Annotated in this window: 27 protein-coding genes and 1 other RNA gene; 10 read left to right on the forward strand and 18 right to left on the reverse strand. The window is 74.4% G+C overall.

Features of this window, described 5'->3' with window-relative positions:
* Nucleotides 1–2: 2 nt before the first annotated feature.
* From ACWGKI_RS03155 to glnA, 3 genes are all read right to left on the reverse strand, one after another.
* Nucleotides 3–1,031 carry a DUF808 domain-containing protein gene (locus ACWGKI_RS03155; protein ID WP_452184615.1) on the reverse strand — a complete coding sequence of 343 codons (1,029 nt, stop codon included), beginning with the start codon at nt 1,029–1,031 and terminating at the stop codon, nt 3–5.
* A gap of 132 nt (nt 1,032–1,163) precedes the next feature.
* A complete protein-coding gene (locus tag ACWGKI_RS03160; protein ID WP_452184617.1) occupies nt 1,164–4,340 on the reverse strand; it encodes a bifunctional [glutamine synthetase] adenylyltransferase/[glutamine synthetase]-adenylyl-L-tyrosine phosphorylase in 3,177 nt (1,058 codons plus the stop codon).
* The gene (gene glnA, locus ACWGKI_RS03165) at nt 4,337–5,674 is read right to left on the reverse strand and encodes a type I glutamate--ammonia ligase (RefSeq protein ID WP_380241072.1); all 1,338 of its coding nucleotides are present in this window, start codon (nt 5,672–5,674) and stop codon (nt 4,337–4,339) included. Before glnA ends, ACWGKI_RS03160 begins: the two co-directional genes overlap by 4 nt.
* 118 nt (nt 5,675–5,792) lie before the next feature.
* Between glnA and panB the strand changes: the two genes are divergently transcribed.
* Complete coding sequence (gene panB / locus ACWGKI_RS03170) at nt 5,793–6,662, forward strand: 3-methyl-2-oxobutanoate hydroxymethyltransferase (protein WP_380241075.1); 870 nt, start codon at nt 5,793–5,795, stop codon at nt 6,660–6,662.
* 51 nt (nt 6,663–6,713) lie between these two features.
* The gene (locus ACWGKI_RS03175) at nt 6,714–7,325 is read left to right on the forward strand and encodes a LysE family translocator (RefSeq protein WP_452184619.1); all 612 of its coding nucleotides are present in this window, start codon (nt 6,714–6,716) and stop codon (nt 7,323–7,325) included.
* Between the two features lie 64 nt (nt 7,326–7,389).
* On the opposite strand, the gene ACWGKI_RS03180 is transcribed toward ACWGKI_RS03175, so the two are convergent.
* Entirely contained in the window at nt 7,390–8,295 is a 906-nt protein-coding gene (locus tag ACWGKI_RS03180) for an alpha/beta fold hydrolase (RefSeq protein ID WP_452184621.1), read from the reverse strand.
* Entirely contained in the window at nt 8,292–8,489 is a 198-nt protein-coding gene (locus ACWGKI_RS03185) for an SPOR domain-containing protein (RefSeq protein WP_380241081.1), read from the reverse strand. Before ACWGKI_RS03185 ends, ACWGKI_RS03180 begins: the two co-directional genes overlap by 4 nt.
* A 28-nt stretch (nt 8,490–8,517) precedes the next feature.
* On the opposite strand from ACWGKI_RS03185, the gene ppgK reads away from it, so the two are divergent.
* The gene (gene ppgK, locus ACWGKI_RS03190; RefSeq protein WP_380241083.1) at nt 8,518–9,285 is read left to right on the forward strand and encodes a polyphosphate--glucose phosphotransferase; all 768 of its coding nucleotides are present in this window, start codon (nt 8,518–8,520) and stop codon (nt 9,283–9,285) included.
* A 5-nt stretch (nt 9,286–9,290) separates the two neighbouring features.
* Here the strand turns inward: ppgK and ACWGKI_RS03195 are convergent, their stop codons facing one another.
* The 5 genes from ACWGKI_RS03195 to ACWGKI_RS03215 form a co-directional block, all read right to left on the reverse strand.
* Entirely contained in the window at nt 9,291–9,677 is a 387-nt protein-coding gene (locus ACWGKI_RS03195) for an STAS domain-containing protein (protein ID WP_452184623.1), read from the reverse strand.
* Between the two features lie 201 nt (nt 9,678–9,878).
* Nucleotides 9,879–11,090: a sensor histidine kinase gene (locus ACWGKI_RS03200; protein ID WP_452184625.1), complete on the reverse strand. Its 1,212-nt coding sequence runs from the start codon at nt 11,088–11,090 to the stop codon at nt 9,879–9,881.
* Nucleotides 11,087–11,752, reverse strand: coding sequence for a response regulator transcription factor (locus ACWGKI_RS03205; protein ID WP_380241089.1), 666 nt, complete (start codon nt 11,750–11,752; stop codon nt 11,087–11,089). The genes ACWGKI_RS03200 and ACWGKI_RS03205 overlap by 4 nt, the downstream gene beginning before the upstream one ends.
* Before the next feature lie 74 nt (nt 11,753–11,826).
* The gene (locus ACWGKI_RS03210) at nt 11,827–12,726 is read right to left on the reverse strand and encodes a universal stress protein (RefSeq protein ID WP_452184628.1); all 900 of its coding nucleotides are present in this window, start codon (nt 12,724–12,726) and stop codon (nt 11,827–11,829) included.
* Between the two features lie 151 nt (nt 12,727–12,877).
* The gene (locus ACWGKI_RS03215) at nt 12,878–13,339 is read right to left on the reverse strand and encodes an STAS domain-containing protein (protein WP_452184630.1); all 462 of its coding nucleotides are present in this window, start codon (nt 13,337–13,339) and stop codon (nt 12,878–12,880) included.
* Between the two features lie 178 nt (nt 13,340–13,517).
* Between ACWGKI_RS03215 and ACWGKI_RS03220 the strand changes: the two genes are divergently transcribed.
* On the forward strand, nt 13,518–13,979 hold the full coding sequence (locus ACWGKI_RS03220; RefSeq protein ID WP_380241095.1) for a hypothetical protein: 462 nt from the start codon (nt 13,518–13,520) through the stop codon (nt 13,977–13,979).
* 47 nt (nt 13,980–14,026) lie between these two features.
* Nucleotides 14,027–15,019, forward strand: a complete 993-nt coding sequence (locus ACWGKI_RS03225; protein ID WP_452184632.1) for a DUF1990 family protein — start codon at nt 14,027–14,029, stop codon at nt 15,017–15,019.
* Between the two features lie 12 nt (nt 15,020–15,031).
* Here ACWGKI_RS03225 and ACWGKI_RS03230 read toward each other — a convergent pair whose 3' ends face one another.
* Together ACWGKI_RS03230 and ACWGKI_RS03235 are read right to left on the reverse strand one after the other, a co-directional pair.
* Nucleotides 15,032–15,685: a CatB-related O-acetyltransferase gene (locus tag ACWGKI_RS03230; protein WP_452184634.1), complete on the reverse strand. Its 654-nt coding sequence runs from the start codon at nt 15,683–15,685 to the stop codon at nt 15,032–15,034.
* A 23-nt stretch (nt 15,686–15,708) separates the two neighbouring features.
* Nucleotides 15,709–16,107 (reverse strand): VOC family protein, encoded by a 399-nt coding sequence (locus tag ACWGKI_RS03235; protein WP_452184636.1) that lies wholly within the window; start codon nt 16,105–16,107, stop codon nt 15,709–15,711.
* 121 nt (nt 16,108–16,228) lie between these two features.
* On the opposite strand from ACWGKI_RS03235, the gene ACWGKI_RS03240 reads away from it, so the two are divergent.
* The gene (locus tag ACWGKI_RS03240) at nt 16,229–17,095 is read left to right on the forward strand and encodes an alpha/beta hydrolase (protein WP_452184638.1); all 867 of its coding nucleotides are present in this window, start codon (nt 16,229–16,231) and stop codon (nt 17,093–17,095) included.
* A 35-nt stretch (nt 17,096–17,130) separates the two neighbouring features.
* On the opposite strand, the gene rnpB is transcribed toward ACWGKI_RS03240, so the two are convergent.
* Nucleotides 17,131–17,535: RNase P RNA component class A (gene rnpB / locus ACWGKI_RS03245), an RNA gene on the reverse strand.
* Between the two features lie 48 nt (nt 17,536–17,583).
* The gene (locus tag ACWGKI_RS03250; RefSeq protein WP_452184640.1) at nt 17,584–17,967 is read right to left on the reverse strand and encodes a tautomerase family protein; all 384 of its coding nucleotides are present in this window, start codon (nt 17,965–17,967) and stop codon (nt 17,584–17,586) included.
* Between the two features lie 77 nt (nt 17,968–18,044).
* On the opposite strand from ACWGKI_RS03250, the gene ACWGKI_RS03255 reads away from it, so the two are divergent.
* Both ACWGKI_RS03255 and ACWGKI_RS03260 read left to right on the forward strand, forming a co-directional pair.
* Nucleotides 18,045–18,881: a YaaA family protein gene (locus ACWGKI_RS03255; protein WP_452184642.1), complete on the forward strand. Its 837-nt coding sequence runs from the start codon at nt 18,045–18,047 to the stop codon at nt 18,879–18,881.
* Nucleotides 18,882–18,919: 38 nt separating this feature from the next.
* The gene (locus ACWGKI_RS03260; protein ID WP_452184644.1) at nt 18,920–19,267 is read left to right on the forward strand and encodes a TfoX/Sxy family protein; all 348 of its coding nucleotides are present in this window, start codon (nt 18,920–18,922) and stop codon (nt 19,265–19,267) included.
* A 23-nt stretch (nt 19,268–19,290) separates the two neighbouring features.
* On the opposite strand, the gene ACWGKI_RS03265 is transcribed toward ACWGKI_RS03260, so the two are convergent.
* Genes ACWGKI_RS03265 through ACWGKI_RS03280 form a run of 4 tightly spaced genes read right to left on the reverse strand, consistent with a single transcriptional unit; the run spans nt 19,291 to nt 23,455 of the window.
* Nucleotides 19,291–19,989, reverse strand: a complete 699-nt coding sequence (locus ACWGKI_RS03265; RefSeq protein WP_380241112.1) for a histidine phosphatase family protein — start codon at nt 19,987–19,989, stop codon at nt 19,291–19,293.
* Nucleotides 19,989–20,738, reverse strand: coding sequence for a zinc ribbon domain-containing protein (locus ACWGKI_RS03270; protein ID WP_452184646.1), 750 nt, complete (start codon nt 20,736–20,738; stop codon nt 19,989–19,991). Before ACWGKI_RS03270 ends, ACWGKI_RS03265 begins: the two co-directional genes overlap by 1 nt.
* Nucleotides 20,739–20,785: 47 nt before the next feature.
* Nucleotides 20,786–21,670 (reverse strand): Nif3-like dinuclear metal center hexameric protein, encoded by an 885-nt coding sequence (locus tag ACWGKI_RS03275; protein WP_452184648.1) that lies wholly within the window; start codon nt 21,668–21,670, stop codon nt 20,786–20,788.
* Nucleotides 21,671–21,709: 39 nt separating this feature from the next.
* Nucleotides 21,710–23,455 (reverse strand): bifunctional 3'-5' exonuclease/DNA polymerase, encoded by a 1,746-nt coding sequence (locus ACWGKI_RS03280; protein ID WP_452184650.1) that lies wholly within the window; start codon nt 23,453–23,455, stop codon nt 21,710–21,712.
* 156 nt (nt 23,456–23,611) lie between these two features.
* On the opposite strand from ACWGKI_RS03280, the gene ACWGKI_RS03285 reads away from it, so the two are divergent.
* Nucleotides 23,612–25,027, forward strand: coding sequence for a dihydrolipoyl dehydrogenase family protein (locus ACWGKI_RS03285; protein ID WP_452184652.1), 1,416 nt, complete (start codon nt 23,612–23,614; stop codon nt 25,025–25,027).
* 61 nt (nt 25,028–25,088) lie between these two features.
* Complete coding sequence (locus tag ACWGKI_RS03290) at nt 25,089–25,652, forward strand: GNAT family N-acetyltransferase (RefSeq protein ID WP_452184655.1); 564 nt, start codon at nt 25,089–25,091, stop codon at nt 25,650–25,652.
* Nucleotides 25,653–25,679 lie beyond the last annotated feature (27 nt).

Below are 25,679 nucleotides of genomic sequence, written 5' to 3' on the forward strand. Positions count from 1 at the left end.
CCTCAGCGGGTCCGGTCGTCGCCCTCCGGCGCGTCGTGGCCCGTGGCGTGCTCGGTGTCCGTCGCCGGCGCAGCGTCGTGCCCCTCGTCGTGCCCGTCGTCGTGCGACTTGCCGAACGGCAGCACGTGCATCACCGCGACGACGACGGCCCCGACGATGACGCCGACGAGGGCGGAGAAGAACGTGTTGACCAGCCAGCCGAGGAACCCGCCGATGCCGGGCACCGCGTGCGCGACGGCCTCCTCGAGGTGGTGGACGAACTCGTAGGGCGCGTGCCAGCCGAGCTCGTCGGTGCCGGTCAGGAGGATGTGACCACCCACCCACAGCATCGCCACGGTGCCCACGACGGAGATGACGGCGAGGACCTTGGGCATCCCCGCCACCAGTGCGCGGCCCACCCGCTGGCTGGTGCGGGAGTCGCGGCCCGCGAGCGCGAGCCCCATGTCGTCCATCTTCACGATGAGGCCGACGACGCCGTAGACCACGACGGTGATCACGAGCGCGACGACGAGCAGGATCACGAGCCGGGAGAAGAACGGCTCGTGCGCCACCTCGTTGAGGGCGATCACCATGATCTCGGCGGACAGGATGAGGTCGGTGCGGACGGCGCCAGCGACGAGCGTCTTCTCGGCCTCCGGCCCGACGGTCGCGGCGGGTGCGTCGTGGCCCTCGTGCCCGCGCAGGCGGCCCCAGATCTTCTCGGCACCCTCGAACGCGAGGTACGTGCCACCCACCATGAGGATGGGCGTGAGCAGCCACGGAGCCCACTGGCTGAGGATCAGCGCCACCGGGAGGATGTAGAACACCTTGTTCCGGATCGAGCCCCAGGCGATCTTCTTGACGATGGGGATCTCGCGGCTCGCGGCGACGCCGTGCACGTACTGCGGCGTCACGGCCGTGTCGTCGACGACGACGCCCGCAGCCTTCGCCGTCGCCTTCGCGGCCGCGGCTCCGACGTCGTCCAACGATGCGGCGGCGAGCTTCGCGATCGCGGCGACGTCGTCGAGCAGTCCGAGCAGTCCGGCGCTCACGCGGCCGCCCCCACCCGGTGCTGGCGGGCGGGCGATGCGCCCACGGGCGGCTTCGAAGGCTGGTTCATGGACCTATCGTGCCGTACCTGCGGACCTCCACAGGTCCCCTGTCCGGACCGGTGCGCGCGCAGGTCACACCTCGCCGTAGAAGACGCGCTCCACGACGGCACGGGCGCGCCGCGCGGTGCGCAGGTACAGCTCTTCGAGCTCGCCACCTGTGCCGACGTCCCCGAGCAGTCCGGCCACTCCGGTGAGGTCCCGGGAGTCGTGCGGCAGCTGGTCGACCTGGGTGCCGGTGGTGCGTCCGGACCACAGCACGACGGCGGACCGCAGGCGCGAGGCCAGCACCCAGGCGTCGCGCAGCTGTGCCGCGTCGTCGATGTCGAGCAGGCCGGCCTGCGCCGCCGCGTCGAGGGCCGCCACCGTGCCGGTGGTGCGCAGACCGGGCACGGCCGCGGCGTGCTGGAGCTGGAGCAGCTGCGCGGTCCACTCCACGTCGGCGACCCCGCCCCGGCCGAGCTTGAGGTGCCGCGCCGGGTCGGCGCCGCGGGGCAGGCGCTCCGCCTCGACGCGCGCCTTGATGCGCCGCACCTCGCGCAGGCGGGCGTCGTCGAGCCCGCCGTCCGGGTAGCGCAGCGGGTCGACCATCGCCTCGAACCGAGGCCCGAGGGCGTCCGGGCCGGAGACGTCGCCCGCCACGGGGCGCGCGCGCAGCAACGCCTGCGCCTCCCAGACGCTGGACCAGCGACCGTAGTACTCCGCGTAGGACGCGAGGGTGCGCACCAGGGGCCCTTGCCGGCCCTCCGGCCGGAGGTCTGCGTCGACGGGGAGCGCGGGCTCCGGCCCCACCTCGGACAGCAGCGCCCGCAGCCGCGTGGCCACCCGTGCCGCGAAGTCCTGGGCGAGCTTCGGCTCGGCGTCGGGTTGCGGGTCGTGCACGAACATCACGTCGGCGTCAGATCCGTACCCCATCTCCCGCCCGCCCAGGCGTCCCATCGCGACGACGAGGAGCCGCGTCGGGTTGGCGTCGGGCGAGGCCCCCAGGCCGAGCTCCGCCCGGGCGGTGTGCTCGGCGACCCGCAGGCCCCCGACCAGCACGACGTCGGCGGCGTCGGAGATCGCCGCCGCGGCGTCGACGGGCTCCAGCAGCCCGAGCACCTCCGCCGCACCGGTGCGGGCCAGCTCCCGGCGGCGCAGGGCGCGCAGCCGTTGCGCCGCGGGCTGCGGTTCGTCGGCCCGCGTGAGGAGCGCGTCCACCTCGGCGGCCAGCCGCTGCGGCCCCCGCGGCTCCAGGCCGGAGGTGTCCGCCAGCCAGCGCACCGACTCCGGCGACCGCGCCAGCGCGTCGGCGAGGTAGGTGGACGATGCCAGGAGCTGGGTGAGGTGGTAGGCGGCGTTCTCGGAGTCGCGCAGGAGACGCAGGTACCAGGGCGTGGTGCCGAGCTCCTCGGAGAGCTTGCGGAACGCCAGCAGGCCCGCGTCGGGATCGGCACCCTCCGCGAACCAGCCCAGCAGCACGGGCAGCAGCTGGCGCTGCAGCGCCGCCCGCCGCGACGTGCCGGAGGTGAGCGCCAGCACGTGCCGCATCGCGCCGTCCGGGTCCCGATACCCCACGGCCGCGAAGCGTTCGCGCGCCACGTCGGGCGACAGCGACAGCTCGGCGTCGGACAGCTGCGCCGACGCCGGAAGCAACGGCCGGTAGAAGACCTCCTCGTGCAGGGCGCGCACCTCGCGACGCGTCGCGCGCCACCGCTCCAGCAGCCCCGCCGCGCCCTCGGAGCGCATGTTCAGCGACCGGGCGAGGCGGCGCAGGTCTTCCTCGGCGGTGGGCAGCAGGTGCGTGCGCCGCAGCCGGAACAGCTGCACCCGGTGCTCCAGCGCCCGCAGGAACCGGTAGCAGACCGCCATCCGGGCCGCGTGCTCCCGCCCGACGTACCCCCCGGCCGCGAGCGCCGCCAGCGCGGCCAGCGTGTGCGGCGAGCGGATCTGCGGGTCGGCGCGGCCGTGCACCAGCTGGAGCAGCTGGACGGTGAACTCGACGTCGCGCAGCCCGCCCTTGCCGAGCTTGATCTGCCGGTCCGCCTCCGCGGCCGGCACGTGCGCCTCGACGCGGCGCCGCATCGCGCGGGCGTCCTCGACGAAGTGCTCGCGGTGCACGGCCGACCAGATGAACGGGTCCACCGCGGCGCGGTAGTCGCGGCCCAGGGTCGTGTCGCCGGCGATCGGCCGCGCCTTGAGGAGCGCCTGGAACTCCCAGGTCTCGGCCCACCGCTCGTAGTACGCGACGTGGCTCGCGAGCGTGCGCACCAGGGGGCCCTGGGCGCCCTCGGGTCGCAGCGCGGCGTCGACGGGCCACAGGGCCGGCTCCGCGGACGGCGCGGAGCACACGCGTTGCAGGCGCGTCGCCAGGCGGGTGCCGACGGCGAGCGCCGTCTCCTCGTCGAGGGTGCCGCCGCCGGGCAGCTCGCCCGGCTCGCACACGTAGACGACGTCGACGTCGGAGACGTAGTTGAGCTCGCGGCCGCCGGTCTTGCCCATGCCGATCACGGCGAGCCGGACGCCGCGGCCGTGGTCGGCGAGGTCGGCTCGTGCGACGGCGAGCGCCGCCTCGAGCGCAGCGGAGGCGAGGTCGGCGAGGGCGGCGGCGACGACGGGCAGCCGGGTCAGCGGCTCGCCGGCGGTGAGGTCGTCGGCGGCGAGGGCGAGGAGGCGCTCGCGGTAGGCGCGCCGCAGCGCGTCGGTGGTGGTGGCCGCACCGGCGTCGGGCCACGCGACGCCCGGTGCGCCGTCCGGGTCGGCCGCCACGGGCACGTCGGCCTCGGGGTCGGCGCCGACCGCGCGCAGGAGCGCCTCTCGTACGGCGACGGGGCCGGCGACGGTCCGCGGGCCGGGGTCGCCGTCGGCGGCGGGGCTCTCGCCGTCGCCGTCCGGGTCGTCGGTGGGACTGGCGGCGCCGTCGGGGACGGCGACGACGTCGAGGAGCTCCGGCCGACGGATCACCTCGTCGCCGAGGGCGGACGACGCACCGAGCACCGCGAGGAGGCGGGTCCGGCCGTGCGGCGACGGGGCGTCGAGCAGCTCGCCCAGACGCTCCCGCGCCGCGGGGGTCTCCACGAGGCGGACGAGCTGCAGGAGGGCGAGGTCGGCGTCGGCGCACGCCCCCAGCACGGCCAGCAGGGCGTCCTCGCGGCCCGGCACGCCGAGCACCTCCTGCAGTGCGGCGTCCGCCCAGAGCGTCCCCGACCGCGTGAGGTCGGCGAACCCGGCGTGCAGCAGCCGGCCGGTGAGGGTCGAGCGCCGGGCGGTCACAGGAACTGCAGGAACCGGCGCAGCTCGTAGGGCGTGACCTGGGCGCGGTAGGCGTCCCACTCCTGCCGCTTGTTGCGCAGCACGAAGTCGAAGACGTGCTCGCCCAGCGTCTCGGCCACGAGCTCGGAACGTTCCATGAGCTCGATCGCCTCGTTCAGCGACTGCGGCAGCGGGGCGATGCCGAGCGCGCGGCGCTCCCGGTCGGTCAGCTCCCACACGTCGTCGCCGGTGGCCTCCGGCAGCTCGTAGCCGTCCTCGATCCCCTTGAGGCCTGCGGCCAGGAGCACCGCGAACGCGAGGTAGGGGTTGGTGGCCGAGTCGAGGGCGCGGTACTCCACGCGGGCGGAGTTGCCCTTGCCCGGCTTGTACATCGGCACGCGCACGAGGGCGGAGCGGTTGTTGTGCCCCCAGCAGATGTAGCTCGGCGCCTCGGCGCCGCCCCACAGGCGCTTGTAGGAGTTCACGTACTGGTTCGTCACGGCCGTGATCTCGGCCGCGTGGACGAGGAGGCCGGCGATGAACTGGCGCGCCGTCTTCGAGAGCTCGAACTGTGCGCCCGGCTCGTGGAAGGCGTTGCGGTCGTCCTCGAACAGGGACAGGTGCGTGTGCATGCCCGAGCCCGGCTGGTCGACCATCGGCTTGGGCATGAACGACGCGAAGACGCCCTGCTCGAGCGCCACCTCCTTGACCACCGTGCGGAAGGTCATGAGGTTGTCCGCCGTGGTGAGCGCGTCCGCGTACCGGAGGTCGATCTCGTTCTGGCCCGGCCCTGCCTCGTGGTGGGAGAACTCCACCGAGATGCCCATGGACTCGAGCATCGTGATCGCGGCCCGGCGGAAGTCGTGCGTGCTCCCGCGCGCCAGGTGGTCGAAGTAGCCGCCGTTGTCGACCGGGACGAGGGGCTCCTCCGGGGAGGAGACCTGGTTGAACAGGTAGAACTCGACCTCGGGGTGCGTGTAGAAGGTGAAGCCCCGGTCGCTCGCGCGTGCGAGCGCGCGCTTGAGCACGTTGCGCGAGTCCGCGAGCGACGGCTCCCCGTCCGGCGTGAGGATGTCGCAGAACATGCGGCCCGTGCCGTGCCGGTCACCGCGCCACGGCAGCACCTGGAACGTCGTCGGGTCGGGCTTGGCGATCATGTCCGCCTCGTAGACCCGCGTCAGCCCCTCGATGGAGCTGCCGTCGAACCCGATGCCCTCCGTGAACGCCTGCTCGAGCTCGGCCGGGGCGACCGCCACCGACTTCAGCACCCCGAGCACGTCGGTGAACCAGAGCCGGATGAAGCGGATGTCGCGCTCCTCGACCGTGCGGAGCACGAACTCCTGCTGCCTGTCCATGAACCCATCCTGCCCGAGAAGTGTTAACGGCGGATGTCGTGCGCCCCGGTCCGGGCCTGCGGACCCCCGACCTCGGCGGATACCCGGTACCGCCGGTCGGAGGCATAGGCTGACCGCCATGTCGAACCCCGGTCACGACGCCGCCGCCGACGCCGCCGCGCCCTCCCCTGCCGCCGACCTGACCCGCCGCCGCCGCGTGCGGGTCCACCACCTGGCCGAGGCCAAGGAGCGCGGCGAGAAGCTCACGATGCTCACGGCGTACGACGCCGTCACGGCGCGGCTCTTCGACGCCGCGGGCCTGGACCTGCTCCTCGTCGGCGACTCGATCGGCAACACCATGCACGGGCACTCCACGACGCTGCCCGTCACGCTCGACGACATGATCCCGCCGGCCCGGGCCGTGGCCCGCGCGGCCGAGCACGCGCTCGTCGTCGTCGACCTGCCCTTCGGGTCGTACGAGGCGGGAGCCGAGCAGGCGCTCGCGTCCGCCGTGCGGATCATGAAGGAGACGGGCGCCGCGGCGGTCAAGCTCGAGGGCGGACGGCGTTCTGCCGCCCAGATCCGGGCGCTCACCGACGCCGGCATCCCCGTCGTCGGGCACCTCGGCTTCACGCCCCAGTCCGAGAACCTCCTCGGCGGCCCGCGCGTGCAGGGCCGGGGCGACGAGGCGGCCGAGGCGCTGTGCGAGGACGCGCTGGCCGTGCAGGAGGCGGGCGCCGTCGCGGTGGTGCTCGAGATGGTGCCGGTGGAGGTCGCGGCACGCGCCACCGAGATCCTGCGCATCCCGACCATCGGCATCGGCGCGGGGCCGCGCGTGGACGGGCAGGTCCTCGTCTGGACCGACATGGCGGGCATGACCGACTGGTCGCCGCGGTTCGCGCGCCGGTTCGCCGAGGTCGGCAACCTGCTGCGCCAGGCTGCCCAGGACTACGCCGACGAGGTCCGCAAGGGCAGCTTCCCCGACGCCGCGCACTCCTTCGAGCGCTAGTCCCGTCGGGGCGCGGTCGCCGACCGCGCGGCGGTACGTGATGCTGGCGTGATGAGCGGAGCCTTCCTGCTGGTGGTCGTGGCGGTGGTGGCCGTCCCCGGTGCCGACTTCGTGGTGACGCTGCGCAACACCGTCGTCAACGGCCGTGGCCGCGGCGTGGCGACGGCCTTCGGGATCGGGGCGGCCTCCCTGATCCAGGGCACGCTGGCGTCGATCGGCGTGGGTGCCCTGATCGTCCGGTCGCAGCCGCTGTTCACGGCGCTGCGGTGGGTCGGTCTCGCCTACCTCTGTTACCTGGGAGCGCAGGCGCTCTGGTCGGCCTGGCGCGGGGAGTACGGCCCGCCACCGGCAACCTCGCCGGCCAGAGGCCGCGTCCGGTCGTTCCGCGAGGGGTTCCTGACCAACATCACCAACCCCAAGATGCTCGTGTTCTACCTGTCCCTGCTGCCCCAGTTCGTCGGCGCCCACGCCGCCGTCGGGGCCTGGCTCGTGCATGCCTGGACGCTGCCGGCCATCGGGACCGCGTGGCTCCTCGTCGTCGTCCTCCTCGGGAGCGCGCTGCGAGAAAAGCTGCTCCTGCCGACGGTCCGCCGCATCACGGACGCCGTCTCCGGCCTGGCGCTGGTCGGGTTCGGGGCCAGGCTCGCCCTGCAACGCCCGTAGCATCTCCCCCGGGGGGCGGGGCGCACCGCCCGGAGCGCGACGGCACCGGACCGGTGCGCGCGTCCTACGACGCGCCCCGCAGGTCGAGCATCGCCGCCGCGACCCGGCCGACGTCCCGCTCGGGGATCGCGGTCGACGCGTCCTCGAGGACCAGCAGGCGCGCTCCCGGGATCTCGCGGGCCAGAGTCTCCCCGTTGCCGACGGGGAAGAACGGGTCGCGGCGCCCGTGCACGACCAGGGCCGGGACCGCGATCTCGGCCAGGCGCGCGCGCCAGCGCGGCGCGCAGTCGAGCCGGGCGAAGACCGTGCCGAGCTGGTTGGCCAGGTGCACGGCGGGCGTCGTCGCCGGCGTGCGGTCCCACACGCGCCCCGCGAGGGTGCGCGCGGCGTCGGGGTCGTCACCGAGGATCTCGGCGCCCCGGGCGGCGTGCTCCGCGACGGCCTCACGATCGGCCCAGTCCGGCATCGGCAGCGCGAAGGCCCGGCCCATCGTCGCCCCGTCGTGGTCGGGCAGGTCGTCGTCGACCGGGCCTGGCGCGACGGCGCGCGTGCCCACGAGGGTCAGCGCGGCGAACGCCTCCGGGTGATCGAGCACGGCGACCTGGGCGACCATCCCGCCGACGCCGATGCCCGCCAGGTGTGCGGGACGGTCGTCGAGCACCCGCGCCAGGGCTGCGGCGTCGGCGGCGAGGTCGCGCAACGTGTAGGCCGGGTCCTCAGGGTCGCGGGTGGTGGACGCGCCGGAGTCGCGCAGGTCGTAGCGCACCACGTGGCGCCCACCGCGCGCGAGGGCGTCGCACAGGGCGTCCGGCCAGGACAGCATCGTCGTGCCGCCCGCGCAGAGGACCAGCGGCGCCGCCTCGTCGCCGAGGTGCTCCACGCCGAGCGTGACGCCGTTCGCCTCGACCGTCGCCGTCCGCGGCACGCCCGCACCCCTGCCGGCGGGGTCCTCGCCGCGCTGCGAGGTCACTTGCCGCCGCGCCAGTCGGCGTCCTCTTCCTCCCACGTCTCGTTCCGGCGCTGCGCCGAGTCCAGGGCGTTGCGCGCGGCCTCTCGCGAGGGGTAAGGGCCCATGCGGTTGCTCCAGCTGGAGCGGTCGCGGCTCTCCTCGACCTCGCCTGTCTTGGTGTTGTACCAGTACTGCACCGGGCTTGTGTCGCTCATAGGACGATCCTGCATCAAGATGGGGCACATGGTGGAGGCAACGCAGCCGGTCGCGTTCGGCATCGACATCGGCGGGTCCGGGATCAAGGGGGCGCCGGTCGACCTCACGACCGGCGAGTTCGCCGCGGAACGACGTCGCATCCCGACGCCGGACAAGTCCACCCCGGACGCCGTGGCGAAGGTGCTCGCCGAGCTCGTGGACTCGTTCGAGCTGCCCCGGCACGTGCCGGTGGGCGTGGCGTTCCCCGCCCCGATGGACCACGGCGTCGTCCGGTTCATCGCGAACCTCGACCAGTCGTGGAAGGGCGTCGACCTGCCCGCTCTCGTGCGGGACGCCACGGGCCGCGAGGTGATGGCCGTCAACGACGCCGACGCCGCGGGCGTCGGCGAGCAGCGGTACGGCGCAGCCCAGGGGCGCGACGGCGTCGTCCTGGTCGTGACGCTGGGCACCGGCATCGGGTCGGCCCTGCTCGTGGACGGCGTGCTCGTGCCCAACACCGAGCTGGGCCACCTGGAGATCGACGGGCACGACGCCGAGTCCCGGGCGGCGGAGTCCGCCCGCGAACGCGACGACCTATCCTGGGAGCACTGGGCGCGACGGCTGCAGCGCTACTTCGAGACCGTCGAGATGCTGCTCTCCCCCGAGCTGATCGTCGTCGGCGGTGGCGTGAGCAAGCACCACGAGAAGTTCCTGCCGCTGCTCGACCTGCACGCCCCGATCATCCCGGCCACGCTGCGCAACCGGGCCGGCATCGTGGGGGCGGCAGCGCTCGCGGCGAGCGGCCGCGACCACTGAGGCGGTCAGCCCGCCAGGCTGTGCGGCGCCGTCGGCATCGGTGCCGTCGGCGTGCGGCCCCAGTCGACCGGCGTGTCCGGCGGCACGTCGAGGTCGAGCATCCGGAGCACGTCCAGCACGGCCGCCGGCGGCCGGTGCAGCGAGACCCGCAGGCCCTCGTCCCTGCCGATGCGGCAGAGCTGGACGAGGAAGGCCACGCCGGCAGAGTCGATGAAGGTCACCCGCGAGGTGTCGACCACCACGGGAAGGTCACGCTCGAAGGCCCGCGCGAGGGCCGCGCTCGCCTCGTTCCGCAGGGCGATGTCGATCTCGCCCCACATGTCCACCACGCTCACGTCGGTGCGCTCCACGAGGGCGATGCCCCCGGCCTGAGCCTCGTCGGTGAAAGTCACTGCCACACCTTCGTCCCACGTCCCACGTCCTGCGCGCCTCGGGCTCGAGCGCTGCACTGCGGACCCGCGACCTCGTCGTCGCGACGCCCGTAACGCTACACCTCCGCCAACCAATGGCGGAACCTCGGCATAGAGATTCTTTACGTACCGTTCACACTCGATGAAGCCCCTTGTCGCGCCTTCGGCAGGTGTCCGCCGAGGTCAGCCGTCCGGGTCCACGGTGAACGGTAGCCGGAGCGACAGTCGCCCGCCTCCGGAGGGATTGACACCCAGTTCGAGGGAGCCGCCCCGGTGCTCGGCACGCTCCCGGTGGCGGCGCAGCCCGTGCAGGGCGGGCATGGGCTGCGCGGGGCCCGTGCCGTCGTCGTCGACCTGGGTCACGAACACCCAGCGGTCGGGATCGTCGGTCGGCTCCGCGTCCGCACGGACCCGGACCGTGCTCGCCCGGCCGTGCTTGAGGGCGTTCGTCACAGCCTCCTCGACGGTGTAGATCACCACGAGGCGCTCGGCCATCGGCATCCGCAGCCCGTCGTGCGAGACGAGTCGCCGGTAGTTGTCTCCCAGCTCGATCGAGGCGTCGATCTGCGGGGGCAGTCGTCGCAGGAGCAGCTGGATCGCCTGCTGCGTGCCCAGGTCGGCCCCGGAGGGAAAGACGGAGTGGCTGAGGGAGCGGACGTCCTGCTCGCGGATCTCCTCCAGGGTCTCCGCCCAGTGCCGCAGGTCCGAGGCCCGGGCCGCGTCCCCCGCGTCCTGGAGCTGCTCGGCCACCCGGTCGAGCCCGGCGGTCACGGTGACGAGGTGGAACTGCAGCGTGCCGTGCAGCTGGTCGAAGACGTGCCGGCGTACCCGGATCTCCTCGTCCTGCAGCTCCTCCACCGCCCGCGCCGCGCGTCGAGCCTCTTCCTCGCGCCGGTGCTGCTCGGTCCGCGCGCGGTCGACGAGCGACGCCGACAGCAGGCCGGCGGACATCCCCACCACGCCCGCCAGCAGTCCCAGCGTCCCGACCGCCACCACGTACGCACCGCCGGAGGGCGTGCTGCTGAGCGCCGCGAGCGCCAGGATCCGGGGCACCGAGGCCACCGCGGCCACGCAGAAGACCACGAGGACCCGTGCCGGCCACGGGCGCGACAGGGGGTGCAGGGCGAGCGTGCCGGCGATGACGACGGCACCGAAGACGAGGTTCACCAGGAGCACGACGACGCCGTCGATCGCCACGCCGACGACGCCGCGCTCGTGCGTGATCGCGGCCTGCAGGCCGCCCCACCCGGCCCAGCCGGCCAACGAGACCAGCGAGTACAGCACGAAGTTCGTGCCGCTGACCAGGATCGCGACCCGCGTCGGCTCGCGGGCGCGCAGCACCGCCCCTGGCTCCTGGGGGGCGGGGCCCGGGTCCCGCGCGGTCCCGGCGCTCATGCGCGCCAGGACCGTCCCGTCTGCTCGAGGAACGCGAGCACCGCGGCGACCCGTCTGTTGTGGTCGCCGCCCTCGACGCCCAGCCGCTGGTAGATCGACTTGAGGTGGCTCTCCACGGAGCGCTCGTTGATGCCGAGGCGTTCGGCCGCCGCGTGGTTCGACAGCCCCTCGGCCACGAGCCGCAGCACCCCGAACTGCGCGGGGGTGAGCTCCGCGACGGCCGAGCCGGGACGCGGCGTGGAGCGCTGGACGAGGTACGGGTCGAGCACCACCTGCCCGTGCGCCGTCGCCGCGATCGCACGGACCAGGACGTCGCGCGCGAAGCTCGACCGCTTGGACAGGTAGCTCCACGGCCGGGTGGCCTCGTCCTGGACGGTGGTGAACATGCCCATGACGTCCTCGCTCGACAGGAGCATGATCGCCAGCCGGGGGTCGGCGCGCTGCAGCGTCAGGCCGAGCGCCACCCCGTTGCCGTCGGGCAGGTTCACGTCCAGCACCGCCACGTCGCAGGACCCGGGGGTGAAGACCAGCCGCGCTTCTGTGACGCCGGGCACCGAGTGCACGACGCGCAACGACTCCTCGGCCGACAGCGTCTGCTCGAGCATGCCCCGCATCAGCGCCTCGTCCTCGACGATGCCGACCCGTGTGACAGGGGCCACCATGTCGCGATCCTAGGCAGGGGGGACGCGATCCCGCCCGTGCACGCCGCGGTCCGCCGTCCCGCCCGACGGGCGGCTCAGCGACGCGGGACGAGGACGGGGCAGTGCGAGCGGCGCAGCACCGCCTGGCTCGTCGAGCCGAGGACGAGCCCTCGGATGCCGCCCCGGCCGCGCGAGCCCACGACGAGGAGGTCGGCCTCCTGGGAGGCGGCGACCAGGACGTCGACGGCGTGCCCCTCCACCACGTCGGTGGTGGTCACGACGTCGGGATAGGTCGTGGCGAGACGCGCGCGCAACCGGTCGGTCTCGTCGCGCGCCGAGGACATGACGCTCTCCCGGAAGCCGGTGTCGAGCCACGGCGAGTGGCTCCAGCCGACCATCGTGACGGCCCGCACGACGGCGACCTCCGCACCCCAGGCCTGCGCCTGTGCGACGGCGGTCTCGACCGCGGCCTCCGAGGGGCGCGACCCGTCCACGCCGACGACGATCCGGCGCGTGCGACGCGTGTCCGTCGCGTCGCCGTCGCCGTCGGCGTCCTTCGCGTGCAGCGGGACGACCACGGTCGGGCACTGCGCCCGGACGGGCAGGTTGGCGGAGACGGTGCCGAGGAGCCGCTCGACGAACCCGCCGGCCCCGCGGGCGCCGATGACGACGAACCGGCGGCCGGCTGACCGTTCCGCGAGCACGGACGTCGCCTCGCCGGTCGTCACCTCGGTGGTGGCCGGGACGCCGACCTCGACGACGCGCTTGTGCGCCCGGACCAGCAGGTCCTCGACGTAGCGCCGCGCGTACGGGTCGTCGACCATCGGGATGTCGTGGGCGAAGGAGTAGCTGCCCGTGAAGCCGGGAAGCATGAAGCTGCTGACGAGGTGCAGCGTGCACCCGGTCTCCCGGGCGTACGCGGCGGCCCACTCCATGGCGTGGAGGCTCTCGGCGGAGCCGTCGACGCCCACCAGGATGCTCTGCTGTTCGGTCATCTCTCGTTCCTCCGTGTCAGGGTCGCGGGCATGTCGCCCGCGGTGCGGTCCTTGCTGCGTCCACGGTCCCCCGGCACCAGCCGGGGACGGGCGGGGTCTGCGTGGTACCTCGCATGCCGGGTCCGGGTGGCCCGGTCGTGTGCGTGCCGGGTCAGGCGCGGTCGTCGCGGGTGCGGACGACCGGCACGGCGTCCTCGAGGCCGACGAGACGGAGCACCGTCATGACGGCCGGCGCAGGATCGAGCAGCGCCAGCGGCGCACCCGTCGCGCGGCACACGCCCCGAACACGCTCCAGGAGGGCGATGCCCGAGGAGTCCATGAAGGTCACGTCCTGCGTGTCGAGGAGGACGGGCAGACGCCGGTCCGCGGCGTCGAGCACCGCGAGCACGCCCGGCAGGTCGGCGAGGCATGCGGCGTCGACCTCGCCCGTGAGCCGGACCAGCACACCCGTCGCGGAGGACGTGGCGAACATCCGGGCGCGTGCGCCGGCGAGCGCCTCGCCCAGGGGATCGTCCAGGAGGTTGTCCAGGACGTCGTGGAACGTGTCCTGGAAGGGGATGCCGGGCAGTGCTCGAGGTTCGGCGGCGGGGCGGGCAGGCAGGACGGCGGTCACGGTGGGTCCCTCCGGGGCACGGTGAGGTGGACGTCCTTCATCCCAGACGACGGCCGCCCGCCACGGCCGGGCACGTGCGTGGTACCACGCACGTCCGGTCCGGGAACCCGCGGCGTGCGGCGTCCGACCCGCGCATACTGGCCGAGATCCCGTCCCGCGCGACGCCCCGGAGGTCACCGTGCAGCCACAGCCCGAACCTGTCGCCGGTGGTCCCGCGCGCATCGCCGTCGTCGTGACGCTCGGGCTCGCGCTCGCCGGTTTCGCCGCTGCGGCCGTGCTGCCGGTCTACGCTGGCACCACGACCGAGAGCACGACCAGCGGCTCGGTCACCGGCGCGGTCACCACGACGACGACGGACGCCACCGCCACGCTGGCGCAGGTGAACGGGCCGGGCGTGCTCGTCGTCCTCGCCGTCCCGGTGCTCGTCGCCGCACTGCCCCTGCTCGCTCGCCGCGCGAGCGCGTTCCGGGCCCTGCGCGTGACCACGGCGGTGCTGCTGCCCGTGCTCACGCTGGTCGGGGCCATGTCCGTCGGCGTCTTCTTCGCCCCGGCCGCCCTGGCTGCCGTCGTGGCCGCCGCCCTGCCCGGCCGGAGCGCAGCATCCTCCGCGCCGCCTCCCCCCACCACGCAGCCGGCGTGACCCGCAGTCCGACCTGAGGCACCCGCGGGGTGCGGCAGCATGTCGGTGTGCGCATCACGACGACGGACGACGACGAGACCTGGTTCACCTTGGCCGACGGCGCCGACCGGTCGACGGTCGAAGCGACGGTCCGCGCCGCCCTGGTGGCACAGCGCGACCGGCTGGACCGGGTCGAGATCGACATCGTCTCCGACGACGACTGGCCCGTGGCCGTCCTCGACGCCGTCCGGGCCGCCGAGGCTCGCCTGTCCGCCCTCCGCAGCCGCGGGATCTCGCTCACCCTCGATCCCCGCCGCGACGCCGACTTCGGGCTGGCGCTGACGCTCGCGCCGTTCAGCATCGGCTGCTCGGGGTACGACGACGGCGGCGGGGGGCCCGTGTGGAGCGTGAATGACACCGGTACCAGCGCGACCTTCCGGCTGACCGCCGCCGAGGCGTCGGCGGTACGCCGCGCCGTCCACGGAGGCGGGGGCGACACGGAACGCCTGGTTCCCCTGGCCACCCACCACCTGGGCCGTCGGGACCTCAGCTACGACGTCGTCGGCGGCACCGCTCCCTCGGACGAGCGGTGGCGTCCGCCCGACGGCTGGCGCGCACACGAGCGCACGGTCCGGCTGGGCGACGGAGCCGACCTGTGGGAGGACGCGTCGAGGGCGGTGCTCTCCTGGGGAGTCAAGACCCGCAGCGGGTTCGCCGTCGACCCGCCGCTCGAGCCCGGGCAGGTGGTGCGCGACGGCGAGCGCTTCTGGCTCGTCGCACGGCTGGGTCCGCTCCGGGTCCGTGAGCCGGTCCAGGTCGTCGAGGTGGTCACCACCGGACGCCGGGCGGCGCTCGCCTACGGCACGCTGGAGGGCCATCCCGTCGCGGGCGAGGAGGCGTTCATCGTGAGTCGCAGCGACGACGGAACCGTGAGCCTGACGCTGCGTTCCCTCACACGCGCAGGCAGCGGCCGCTGGCGCGCGCTCTTCCCGCTGGTGCTGCTGCTCCAGCGGCACTACCGCCGCCGGTACCTCCGAGCGCTCACCCTGGGCGCGCGCTGACGGCGCCGGACCTCAGGCGCTCTCGCGCTGCTCCGCGGCCAGCTCCAGCTCGGCCACCGTGCCCGACATGATCGTGCGGACGTGCCGGGTGACGTGCTCGAGCGGCCAGTCCCACCACGCGACGGAGAGAAGGCGTGCGACGTCCTCCGCGTCATAGCGGGTCCGCAGGAGCCGGGCGGGATTGCCACCGACGACGCCGTAGTCCGGGACGTCCTTGGTGACCACGGAACCGGCGGCGACGATCGCGCCGTGACCGATCCGGACACCGGGCAGGACCGTCGCACCGTGACCGAACCACACGTCGTTGCCCACCACCGTGTCGCCCCGACCGGGCAGCCCGGTGATCAGGTCGAAGTGCTCGGCCCAGGCGCCGCCCATCGTCGGGAACGGGAACGTGGAAGGCCCGCTCATGCGGTGGTTGGCGCCGTTCATGATGAACCGGGTGCCCGTCCCGAGGGCGCAGTAGCGGCCGATCACGAGACGCTCCGGACCGTAGTGGTACAGCACGTTGCGTGTCTCGAACGACGTCGGTTCGTCCGGGTCGTCGTAGTACGAGAAGTCGCCGACGTCGATCAGCGGGGAGGTCACCAACGGTCGGAGCAGCACCACCCGCGGATGCTCGGGCATCGGGTGCAGCACGGTGGGGTCGGCGGGACCAGGCGTCATCGCGGCGGCTTCCTCTCGGAGGGTCAGGAGTCGACTGGCGCCAGGGTGCGCAGGACACAGAACTCGTTGCCCTCGAGGTCGGCCATGACCACCCAGCTGCGGCCGTCACCCTGCCCGACGTCCACGCGGGTGGCGCCGAGCCCGAGCAGCCGGGCGACCTCGTCGGCGGTGCTGCGGTCGACGGGGCTGACGTCCAGGTGCAGCCGGTTCTTCACGGCCTTGCCCTCCGGCACCTGGACGAGCACCACCGTGGGCGGCATCTGGCGGGCACGGACGTCCTCGACGATCGGTTCCCAGGAGGCGATCTCCACCTTGCCCTCGCTCCGGTCGATCACGGTGAAGTCCAGGACCGCGCACCAGAACGCCGCGAGGCGCTCCGGGTCGTGACAGTCGACGACCAGCTCGGTGAACCTGCTTGCCATGACTCTCCTTCGAGGTGGGGGCGCGCGCGAGCGGGTGAATTTGGTGACCTGCCGCGCCCGACGGTGCGCGCCTTTCTATCGTGTCTGCTGGCGCTCGTCGACTCTTGAGAGGACCCCGGCCATGAGCTCGGAAACCCCCGCCAGCACGAAGCCCGACCCCAAGCCCGACCCCAAGCCCGACACCGTCGTCCTGATCCACGGCCTCTGGATGACGCCCCGCAGCTGGGAGGGCTGGGTCCAGCACTTCCAGCAGAAGGGCCTGACCGTCGTGACCCCGGCATATCCGGGGTTCGAGGTCGAGGTCGAGGCCCTGCGGGAGAACCCGCAGATCATCGCGGACCTGACCGTGCCCGAGACGGTCGAGCACCTGGCCGGCGTCATCACCGCCCTCGACCGCCCGCCGATCCTCATGGGCCACTCGTTCGGGGGCGCCCTCACCCAGATCCTCCTGGCACGCGGGCTCGGCGCTGCCGGAGTCGTCATCGACTCGGCGCCCACCGAAGGAGTCCGGGTCACCCCGCCCTCCCAGGCGAAGTCCCTCTTCCCCGCGCTCAAGAACCCCGCCAACCGGCACCGTCCCGTCGGGTTCACGCCGGAGGAGTTCCACTACGCGTTCACGAACACGCTCTCCGCCGAGGAGTCCCGCGCGGTCTGGGACCGCTACGCGATCCCCGCGCCCGGCAGCTGGGTCTGGGACTACGGCCTCATCGCCAACTTCAAGCCGGGCCATCAGGAGACCTGGGTGGACTTCGGCACCGACCGGGCACCGCTGCTGTTCATCGCCGGCGAGAAGGACCACATCATGCCGCCGTCGGTGAACCGGTCGAACGCCAAGCACTGGGAGAAGTCGCCCGCGCTCACCGAGTACTACGAGTTCGAGGGCCGCGACCACTGGACGTGCGCCGCGCCTGGATGGGAGAAGGTCGCCGACCACGCCCTCACCTGGGCGCTGGAGCACGCGAGCGACGCGGAGCCCGCCACCGCCTGACGGAAGCCCGACGCTTGGCCGATCGGAGGCAAGGGCGGACGAGCCGGTCTGTACGCCGGGTTCTGTTCCCGCGCCTGGTCACCCCGGCACGGGCGACGGTCATCCATCTAGGCCCTGCGTTGCCGCAGGGCTCGAGCGGTCTACCCGACTGTGCTTCTCCGAGGAGAATCGGGCGGGCCGCCCTCCAACACAGTCTGTCTGACCTTGCTCCAGGTGGGGTTTACCTAGCCGCGACCGTCACCGGCCGCGCTGGTGGTCTCTTACACCACCGTTTCACCCTGACCGCCACCGGTCGCCCGGCGACGGCGGTCTGTTTTCTGTGGCACTGTCCCGCGGGTCACCCCGGGTGGCCGTTAGCCACCACCTTGCCCTTCGGAGCCCGGACGTTCCTCGGCGACGACGCCCGAGGGCACCGCCGACGCGACCGTCCGACCGACTCGTCCGCGTCGCACAGTCTAAGCGGTCCAGGGGGCTTCCCGACCCATGCCTCAGACGTCGACGCGGTAGCTCAGCGCCAGCTCGTCCCCCGACCGGCCGCGGATGCCCCAGCTCTCCGCGGGCGACTCGATGACGACGAGCTCGACGTCGTCGGCCGAGACCCCGAGCGCGGGTGCCACGTCGTCGTAGAGGCGGCGGACCAGCTCACGCTTCGCCTCCCGCGAGCGCCCGGCGAACGCGACGACCTCGATCATCAGGTAGTCGTCCGAGCGGGGCGCCACGAGATCCCCGTCATCCAGCAGCAGGAACCGGTGGAACCGCTTGTCCTCGGGGATCTGCCAGGCGCCGACCAGCGCCGCGTGCAGCGCGTCGGAGACCTCCGCGCGCCGCTGACCCCACACCCGACGGTTGCCGTAGACCTTCACCTGGACCATGCCCGGCGACGCTAGCGGTGACCGACCGCACCGTCGCCCCGGGTTCCGCGTGCCGAGACCCGCCGTAGGGTGTCCGGGTGCTGATCTGCCTGCCGCCCTCCGAGGGCAAGACCCCCGCGCCCGACGGCGCCGCCCCGGTCGACCTCGCGCGGCTCACGGCGGCAGAGCACCTGACAGCGCAGCGCCGTGCGGTGCTGGAGGCGCTCGCGGCCGCGAGCGCCCGACCGGACGCCACGGACCTGCTGGGTGTGGGCGCCTCGCTCGGCGCAGAGGTCGCCCGCAACACCGAGCTCAAGGCGGCCCCCGCCGCTCCGGCGTCCCGCGTGTACACGGGCGTCCTGTACGCCGCGGCCGGCCTGGGCGACCTGCCCACCGAGGCGGCGGACCGCGCCGCACGCGACGTGCGGGTCTTCTCCGGCCTGTGGGGCGCGGTCTCCCCGGCCGACGTCATCCCCGCCTACCGGCTGTCCATGGGTGTGGACCTGCCCGGCGTCGGCAAGCTCGCCACGTCCTGGCGGCCGCACCTCGCATCGGCCCTGGACGCGCGGGCTGCGGGCGACGTCGTCGTCGACTGCCGCTCCGCCGCCTACCTGGCCGCCTGGAAGCCGGCCACCACCGGCGACGCCGCGACCGACTGGGTCACGGTGCGTGTGGTGCGCGAGTCGGACGGGAGGCGCACAGTGGTGTCCCACAACGCGAAGCACACGCGGGGCGTGCTCACCGGGCACCTGCTGCGCCGCTCCGGCCCGGCCCCGACCAGCGGCGCTCAGCTGCTGGACGCCGCCCGCGAGCTCGACGGGCAGGTCATCGGCACCGAGGTCGGGACCGGCCTGTCGTACCGCATGGTCGAGGCGACCCTGCACGACGCCGCGACGCGCCGCGGGCCGCGCACGCTCGAGGTCGTCATCGCCTGACCGGGCGGGACGCCGGTCGTACGGCGCACACTGGCCGCGTGGCCTACGACGAGGATCTCGCCGCGCGGGTGCGCGACGCCGTCGGCGAGCGCGCCGACTTCACCGAGCAGAAGATGTTCGGCGGGCTCGCGATCATGGTGCACACCCACATGGCCGTCGGGGTCACGCGCGACGAGCTGATGGTGCACGTCGGCACGGACGGGTACGACGCCGCCCTCGCCGCCGGCGCGCACGAGCTGCGGATGGGCGAGCGGATCATGCGGGGCATGGTCGGGGTGCCGGCGACGGTCACGGCCGACGAGGACGCGCTCCGTGCGTGGGTGCACCGCGGCGTCGACCTCGCGCTCGCGTCTCCCCCGAAGCCCGCAAAGCCCGCGAAGCACTAGACGTACCGACCCTGCGGGCGGTCTCAGACGTCGGTCGGGAACCCCGCCACCGTGATCTCCGCCAGAGCGGGCTCGCCGCCGTCGACGTCGGTGCCGAACCGCAGGACGGTGAGCGAGCACGGCGGCACGCGCAGCCGCGGCCACGAGGCGGGCGGCGCGCCGAGCGCACGGCCCGTCAGCGCACGGATGGTCACGGTGTGCGCGACGACGACGGTAGAGGCCTCCGGATCTGTCGCGGCCACGACGTCCCGCAGCCCGGGCCAGGCGCGCTCCCCCACCTGCACGTACGACTCCCCGCCCGGGGCTGGCGCGGTGCCGGTCGCGGTCCAGGCGGCGAGCTCGTCCGGCCAACCCTCGGCGATGCGCTCGGGTGTCAGGCCTTCCCAGGCACCGAACCGGCACTCGGCGAACCGGTCGTCCGTGCGCACGTGCTGCCCGATCCGGCGCCCGACGGCGGCCGCCGTCTCGACGGTGCGCACCAGGGGCGACGCGACGAGCGCGCCCGCGCGCGGCAGGTCAGGCCACAGGTCCTTGCCGATCCGGAAGACGGCGTCGGCGGCCCGTGCCGCCTGGGTGCGGCCGCGCGGGCTGAGGGCCGGGCCGGGGACGCTGCCGCCCGAGTAGGCCCGGGCCTCGGTCAGCGCGGTCATGCCGTGCCGGACGAGGACGACGGTGCGGGTGGCGGCGGGGTCCAGCGGGCTCGCGCCGGACGGGCGGACCATCAGGCCGGGACGCCCTCGTCGGGCAGGCGGACGAGGATGCGGCCGCACTCCTCGCAGCGCACCACCTGGTCCGCCGGCGCCCGCTTCGCGGCCGCGAGGTCGCCCGGGTTGAGCTCGAGGCGGCACCCCTCGCAGCGGCTACCGCGCAGGGCGGCGGCACCCGTGCCGCCGAGCTGTGCCCGCAGCTTGTCGTAGAGGGCCAGCAGCCCCGCGTCCAGGCCGGCGGCGGCAGCCTCGCGCTCGGCCTTGACCTTCGAGCCGATGCCGTCGATCTCCGCCCAGGCGGCGTCGCGCTCCGCCGTGGCCGCCGCCTTGGCCGCCGCGAGCTCGGCGTGGGCGGCCTCGACCTCGGCCAGCGCGCCCTGGTGCGCCTCGAGGCGCTCCATGACCTCCAGCTCGGCGTCCTCCAGCACGGACTGCCGGCGGGCGAGGGACTCGAGCTCGCTCACCAGGGCCTGGGAGTCCTTCGCGGACAGGGCACCGGAGTCGAGCCGCTGCTGGTCGCGCTCCGCGCGCGTGCGCACCTGGGCGACGTCGCCCTCGGCCTTGGCCACCTCCCGCTCCAGGTCACCCACAGCCGTGCGGGAGTCGACGAGCGAGGTGTGCAGGTCGCCCATGCGGCCGTCGAGCTCCGCGATCGTCGCGAGCGACGGGTGGTGGCGCCGCTGGTGAACGAGCTGCTGCAGCCGCGTGTCGAGGGCCTGGACCTCGAGCAGTCGGCGCTGGTCCTCGGACGGTGCAGTGGCCACGGGCAGGTCCTCTCGCGTGTGTTCAGCTGGTCGGGCGGGCGCCGCCGTCAGCGAGCCGCGCTCGCCACCCGCAAGGTCCACGGGTCGGTGCCGGTCGTGCTCACCCTGGTGGTCACCGTACCCTCTGGCAGCCGCGCCAAAAGATCCTCGGCGGCGTACCGCAACCAGGGCCACTCGCTGGCGAAGTGCGCCACGTCCACGAGGTACGGCGTCGCGGCCGCACCGCCCGTGCCGCGGGCCTCGAACGCGGCGCGCTCCCGCAGCTCGGACGCCGGGTGGTGCCGCAGGTCGGCGGTCACGTACACGTCGACGGCGGCCGCGCGGACGGCGTCGAACAACGAGTCCCCGGAACCGCCGACCACGGCGGCCGTCGCGACCTGCGCCTCCAGGTCGCCCGCCACCCGCACGCCCTGCGCGGTGGCCGGCAGCACCGCGGCGACGTGCTCGGCGAACGCCCGCAGCGTGGTCGGCTCGGCAAGCCGCCCCACGCGCCCGATGCCGCGCTCCACGCCGTCGGCGTCGTCCCCGGCCACGAGCGGCCGACGGTCGGTGATGCCGACCAGGTCCGCCAGCGCGTCCGCCACGCCCCGCGGCGCCGCGTCGGCGTTGGTGTGCGCGACGTACAGGCCGCAGCCGGCCGTCAGCAGTCGGTGCACGACGTCGCCCTTGAACGTCGTCGCTGCCACCGAGTGCACGGCCCGCAAGAACAGGGGGTGGTGCGTGACCAGCAGGTCGGCGCCCCAGGCGATCGCCTCGTCGACGACCTCGGCCACCGGGTCGACGGAGAGCAGCACCTTGCGCACCGGCGTGGCCGGGTCGCCGAGGACGAGCCCGACGGCGTCCCAGCTCTCCGCCGTACCCGGCGGGTACAGGTCCTCGAGGACGGCGACGACGTCGCGCAGGGCGGGGGTGCTCGGCCTGTCGGTGGTCATGGCCCGACCCTAGAGGCCCCGGACCTCGTCGGCGGGCGCCTACTTGGCGTCGGCGTACGAGTCGACCGCCGCGACGGTGAGGGGGAAGTCCACCGGGAAGCCTCCGAACAGCAGCTGCCCCGCCTCCTCGGCCGCGGCGCGCACCTCGGCCGCGACGACGTCGGCCAGCTCGCGCGGGGCGTGCACCACCACCTCGTCGTGCAGGAAGAAGGCGAGGTGCGGGCGGTCCGCGAACGGGGCGGGCGCGAGGCCCGGCGCGCCCGACGTCGTCCCGAGCGCCCAGAGCCGGCGACGGATCGACGCCATCCAGCACAGCGCCCACTCGGCCGCCGTGCCCTGGACCACGAAGTTGCGTGTGAACCTCCCCCACGACCGTGTCACCGACCGGGCGCGCGCCGCCGCGTCCGCACCGGCGTCGTCCGCGAAGGCGCCCGCCTGCGCCTCGTCCCACGCCGAGCCGGGCGCCGGGGAGGACCGGCCGAGCCAGGTGGTCACGACGCCCCCGCGCTCGCCGGTGCGTGCCGCCTCCTCGACCAGGGCGATGGCACGCGGGTACTCGCGCCCCAGCCGCGGCAGCACCTGGGCGCTGGCTCCCGTCGTGCCCCCGTACATCGCGCCGAGCATGCCCACCTTGGCCAGCTCGCGCGTCGGTACCGCGCCCGAGGCGACGATGCCGGCGTAGAGGTCACCGGCGCGGCCCGCACGGGCCATCGACTCGTCCCCGGCCATGCCGGCCAGGACGCGCGGCTCGAGCTGCGCGACGTCCGCGACCACGAGGCACCACCCCGGGTCGGCCACGACCGCGCGCCGCACTCCCTTGGGCAGCTGCAGCGCACCGCCGCCCGTCGACGCCCAGCGACCGGTCACCACGCCGCCCACCACGTACTCGGTGCGGAACCGCCCGTCCGTCACCCACTCGTCCAGCCAGTGCCAGCCGTTGGCGGTGAGCAGCCGGTAGAGGTTCTTGTACTCGAGCAGCGGCGCGACCACGGGGTGGTCGAGCTTCTCCAGCTCCCATTTGCGCAGGCTGCGCGCCCCGACGCCCGCGTACTGCATCGCCTTGAGCAGGTCGGGGTGCGAGTCGGGGTTGAGCGACGGGGGCGCGTCCAGCGCGGCCCTGATCTGCCGCACGAGCGCCTCGAGCCGGGCAGGCCGCTGCCCCTCCGGCGGCCGCGGGCCCAAGGCCTCGGTGAGGATCGCGTCGTGCACGTCCCCCCGCCACGGCAGCCCGGCGTGGTGCATCTCTGCGGCCACCAGGGCCCCCGCCGACTCCCCCGCGGCGAGCAGGCGGAGACGGCCCGGGGTGGCCGACCCGCGGACCGCCTCGTCCTGGCGCGTCAGCTCCGACACCGGGTCCAGACCTCCCGCCGCCTCCACGGCGGGGGCCGCGGGCGTCGGCGCGGCGAGGTCGAAGAGAGCGTCGCCCTGCGGGGGCCGGCGGGCTCCCGCAGCCGGCACCGGCCCCGCCGGGGTGGGCGCCATCGTGTCCCAGGGGCCGGGCGGCGCGGTCGCGAGCGCCGCGCCCGCGGCGGGCTCGGAGTGCCGCAGGATCCGGTGCACGAGCCGCAGGTCGTGCGACCGCTCCACCCGGACGCCGGCGCGCAGCAACCCGGGGTACCACCGGTTCGTGTCGTCCCAGGTCCAGCGCAGCGGCGGCGCGTCGTCGCGCGCCGCGGCCTCGCCCTGGGCCACGACGGCGGGCAGGTCGGCGGCCGGCACGGCGCGCGGCGGGTCGTCGTGCACGCGGACCGTGCCGCCGGGCTCTCGGGTCAGGACGACGTGCACCCCGCCATCGTGCCCTGCACCACCGACGACCCTGTACCACCGACGACCTGTGCCACCGACGACCCGGCGCGCGCCGAGCGCGCCGATATGGTGCGCTTGTCGAGGCCGTGCCTGTCCCGGCCGTCCCACCGCAGCCCGCGAGCACCAGGAGCACCGATGACCGCCACACCCTCCAGCGAGCCGTCCGTCGAGACGGTCGACGTCGTCGTGATCGGCACCGGCCCCGGGGGCGAGGACGCGACCGGACGCCTCGCGCGCGCCGGGCTGGACGTGGTGGCCGTCGAGGCCCGGCTCGTGGGCGGTGAGTGCCCCTACTTCGGGTGCATCCCGACCAAGATGATGGTGCGCGCCGCGGACGCGCTCGCCGAGGCGCGGCGGGCGAGCACGCTCGCCGGCAGCGTGGACGTCACGCCCGACTGGGCTCCCGTCGCACGGCGCGTGCGCGACGAGGCCACCGCGGACTGGGACGACACGGCCGCGGTCGAGCGGCTGGAGAAGGCGGGCGCGCGGCTGGTGCGGGGCCGCGGACGCCTTGTCGGGCCGGGCGAGGTCGTCGTCGCCACCCCCGACGGCGAGCGCCGGTTCCGCGCCACCCGCGGCGTGCTGCTCAACCCGGGCACCGAGCCCGCGGTGCCGCCGGTGGAGGGCCTGGCCGACACCCCGTACTGGACCAACCGCGACGCGGTGCGCGCCACGGAGGCGCCGGAGTCGCTCACCGTGCTCGGCGGCGGGGCCATCGGCTGCGAGCTCGCCCAGGTGTTCGCGCGGTTCGGCACCGCGGTCGAGGTGGTCGAGGCGGCGCCGCGCCTGATCGCCCTCGACGAGCCGGAGGCGAGCGCGCTGCTCGCCGAGCGGTTCGCCGCCGAGGGCATCGGCGTCCGCACGGGGGCGAAGGTGTCGAGCGTGCGTCACGACGGCTCCGGGTTCACTCTCACCTTCGAGGACGGCACGCAGCTCACCTCCGAGCGCCTGCTCGTGGCCGCGGGGCGCCGCACCGACCTGCGCGCGCTGGGCGTCGCCACCGTCGGCATCGACGACACCGGCCGCACGATCGCCGTCGACGACCGTCTCCGCGCGGCCGACGGCGTGTGGGTGATCGGCGACGTGACGGGCAAGGGCGCCTTCACCCACGTGTCGATGTACCACGCGCGCATCGCGGCGGCCGACATCCTCGCGTCGGACGGCGAGGGCGGCACGGAGCGGGCCGACCACCACGCCGTCCCGCACGTCACGTTCACGGACCCCGAGATCGGCGGTGTCGGGCTGACGGAGGCCGCGGCGCGCGAGGCCGGGCTGAACGTCCGCACCGGCAGCACCGACCTCGCGGCCTCGTCGCGCGGGTTCGTGCACGGTCCGGGCAACGAGGGCCTGGTCAAGCTGGTGGAGGACGCCGATGCCGGCGTGCTGGTCGGTGCGACGGTCGCCGGCCCGGCGGGCGGCGAGATCCTTGCCGTGCTCACCCTGGCCGTGCAGGCGCGGGTCCCCGTGGCCGAGCTGCGCCGCATGATCTACGCCTACCCGACGTTCCACCGTGCGATCGAGAGCGCGCTGGCCGACCTTGCCGACGGGTGAGCGACCGACGGGTGAGCGAGCGGGGCGGGCCGGTGTCGGTGCCCCGGTCTACCGTCGCGGCGTGACGACCCCTGCCGCGCAGCCCCGCGCCACCGCCCGCCTCGACCTCTCGCCCGTCTCCCCCGGCGACCTGGACGTGCTGCACGACCTCCACGCCGACCCACGCGTGTGGGAGCACTTCCCGAGCGGACGGCACACGAGCCGCGAGCAGACCGCACGCCAGGTCGAGGGCTTCGCGGCCGACTGGGAGCGGGACGGGATCGGGTACTGGACAGCACGCCGGCGCGACGACGGCGCGTTCGTCGGGATCGGCGGAGTGCGGTGGCGCCCCGCCGGCGTGCTCAACCTCTACTACCGGCTCTCCCCCGACCAGCAGGGCCGCGGGTTCGCGACGGAGCTCTCCGGGGCGGCGCTGGCCCTCGCCGCGGAACGACGTCCGGAGATCCCGGTCACCGCCTTCCTGCTGGAGCACAACGTCGCGTCGCGCGCGACGGCCGAGAAGGCGGGCCTGCGGCTCGTGTGGCGCGGGCCGGACGCCGGCAACCCCGACCCCGCCGCGGTGCGCCTCGTGCTCGCGGACAGGGCGCTCGACCCCGGCGTCCTCGCGGCGGTCGTCGCTGCGTAGAGCGTCGTCCGTGCCGCCGCTGCGGAA

Source organism: Isoptericola sp. NPDC055881 (assembly GCF_053615895.1).

Excerpts from the sequence above, each read along its gene's own strand:
- ACWGKI_RS03175 (WP_452184619.1), top strand. The coding sequence starts at position 6,714 with ATGAGCGGAGCCTTCCTGCTGGTGGTCGTGGCGGTGGTGGCCGTCCCC.
- ACWGKI_RS03210 (WP_452184628.1), bottom strand. The coding sequence starts at position 12,726 with ATGACCGAACAGCAGAGCATCCTGGTGGGCGTCGACGGCTCCGCCGAG.
- ACWGKI_RS03230 (WP_452184634.1), bottom strand. The coding sequence starts at position 15,685 with ATGACGCCTGGTCCCGCCGACCCCACCGTGCTGCACCCGATGCCCGAG.
- ACWGKI_RS03235 (WP_452184636.1), bottom strand. The coding sequence starts at position 16,107 with ATGGCAAGCAGGTTCACCGAGCTGGTCGTCGACTGTCACGACCCGGAG.
- ACWGKI_RS03275 (WP_452184648.1), bottom strand. The coding sequence starts at position 21,670 with ATGACCACCGACAGGCCGAGCACCCCCGCCCTGCGCGACGTCGTCGCC.
- ACWGKI_RS03265 (WP_380241112.1), bottom strand. The coding sequence starts at position 19,989 with ATGGTCCGCCCGTCCGGCGCGAGCCCGCTGGACCCCGCCGCCACCCGC.
- ppgK (WP_380241083.1), top strand. The coding sequence starts at position 8,518 with ATGGTGGAGGCAACGCAGCCGGTCGCGTTCGGCATCGACATCGGCGGG.
- ACWGKI_RS03285 (WP_452184652.1), top strand. The coding sequence starts at position 23,612 with ATGACCGCCACACCCTCCAGCGAGCCGTCCGTCGAGACGGTCGACGTC.
- ACWGKI_RS03240 (WP_452184638.1), top strand. The coding sequence starts at position 16,229 with ATGAGCTCGGAAACCCCCGCCAGCACGAAGCCCGACCCCAAGCCCGAC.
- ACWGKI_RS03250 (WP_452184640.1), bottom strand. The coding sequence starts at position 17,967 with ATGGTCCAGGTGAAGGTCTACGGCAACCGTCGGGTGTGGGGTCAGCGG.
- glnA (WP_380241072.1), bottom strand. The coding sequence starts at position 5,674 with ATGGACAGGCAGCAGGAGTTCGTGCTCCGCACGGTCGAGGAGCGCGAC.
- panB (WP_380241075.1), top strand. The coding sequence starts at position 5,793 with ATGTCGAACCCCGGTCACGACGCCGCCGCCGACGCCGCCGCGCCCTCC.
- ACWGKI_RS03185 (WP_380241081.1), bottom strand. The coding sequence starts at position 8,489 with ATGAGCGACACAAGCCCGGTGCAGTACTGGTACAACACCAAGACAGGC.
- ACWGKI_RS03200 (WP_452184625.1), bottom strand. The coding sequence starts at position 11,090 with ATGAGCGCCGGGACCGCGCGGGACCCGGGCCCCGCCCCCCAGGAGCCA.
- ACWGKI_RS03205 (WP_380241089.1), bottom strand. The coding sequence starts at position 11,752 with ATGGTGGCCCCTGTCACACGGGTCGGCATCGTCGAGGACGAGGCGCTG.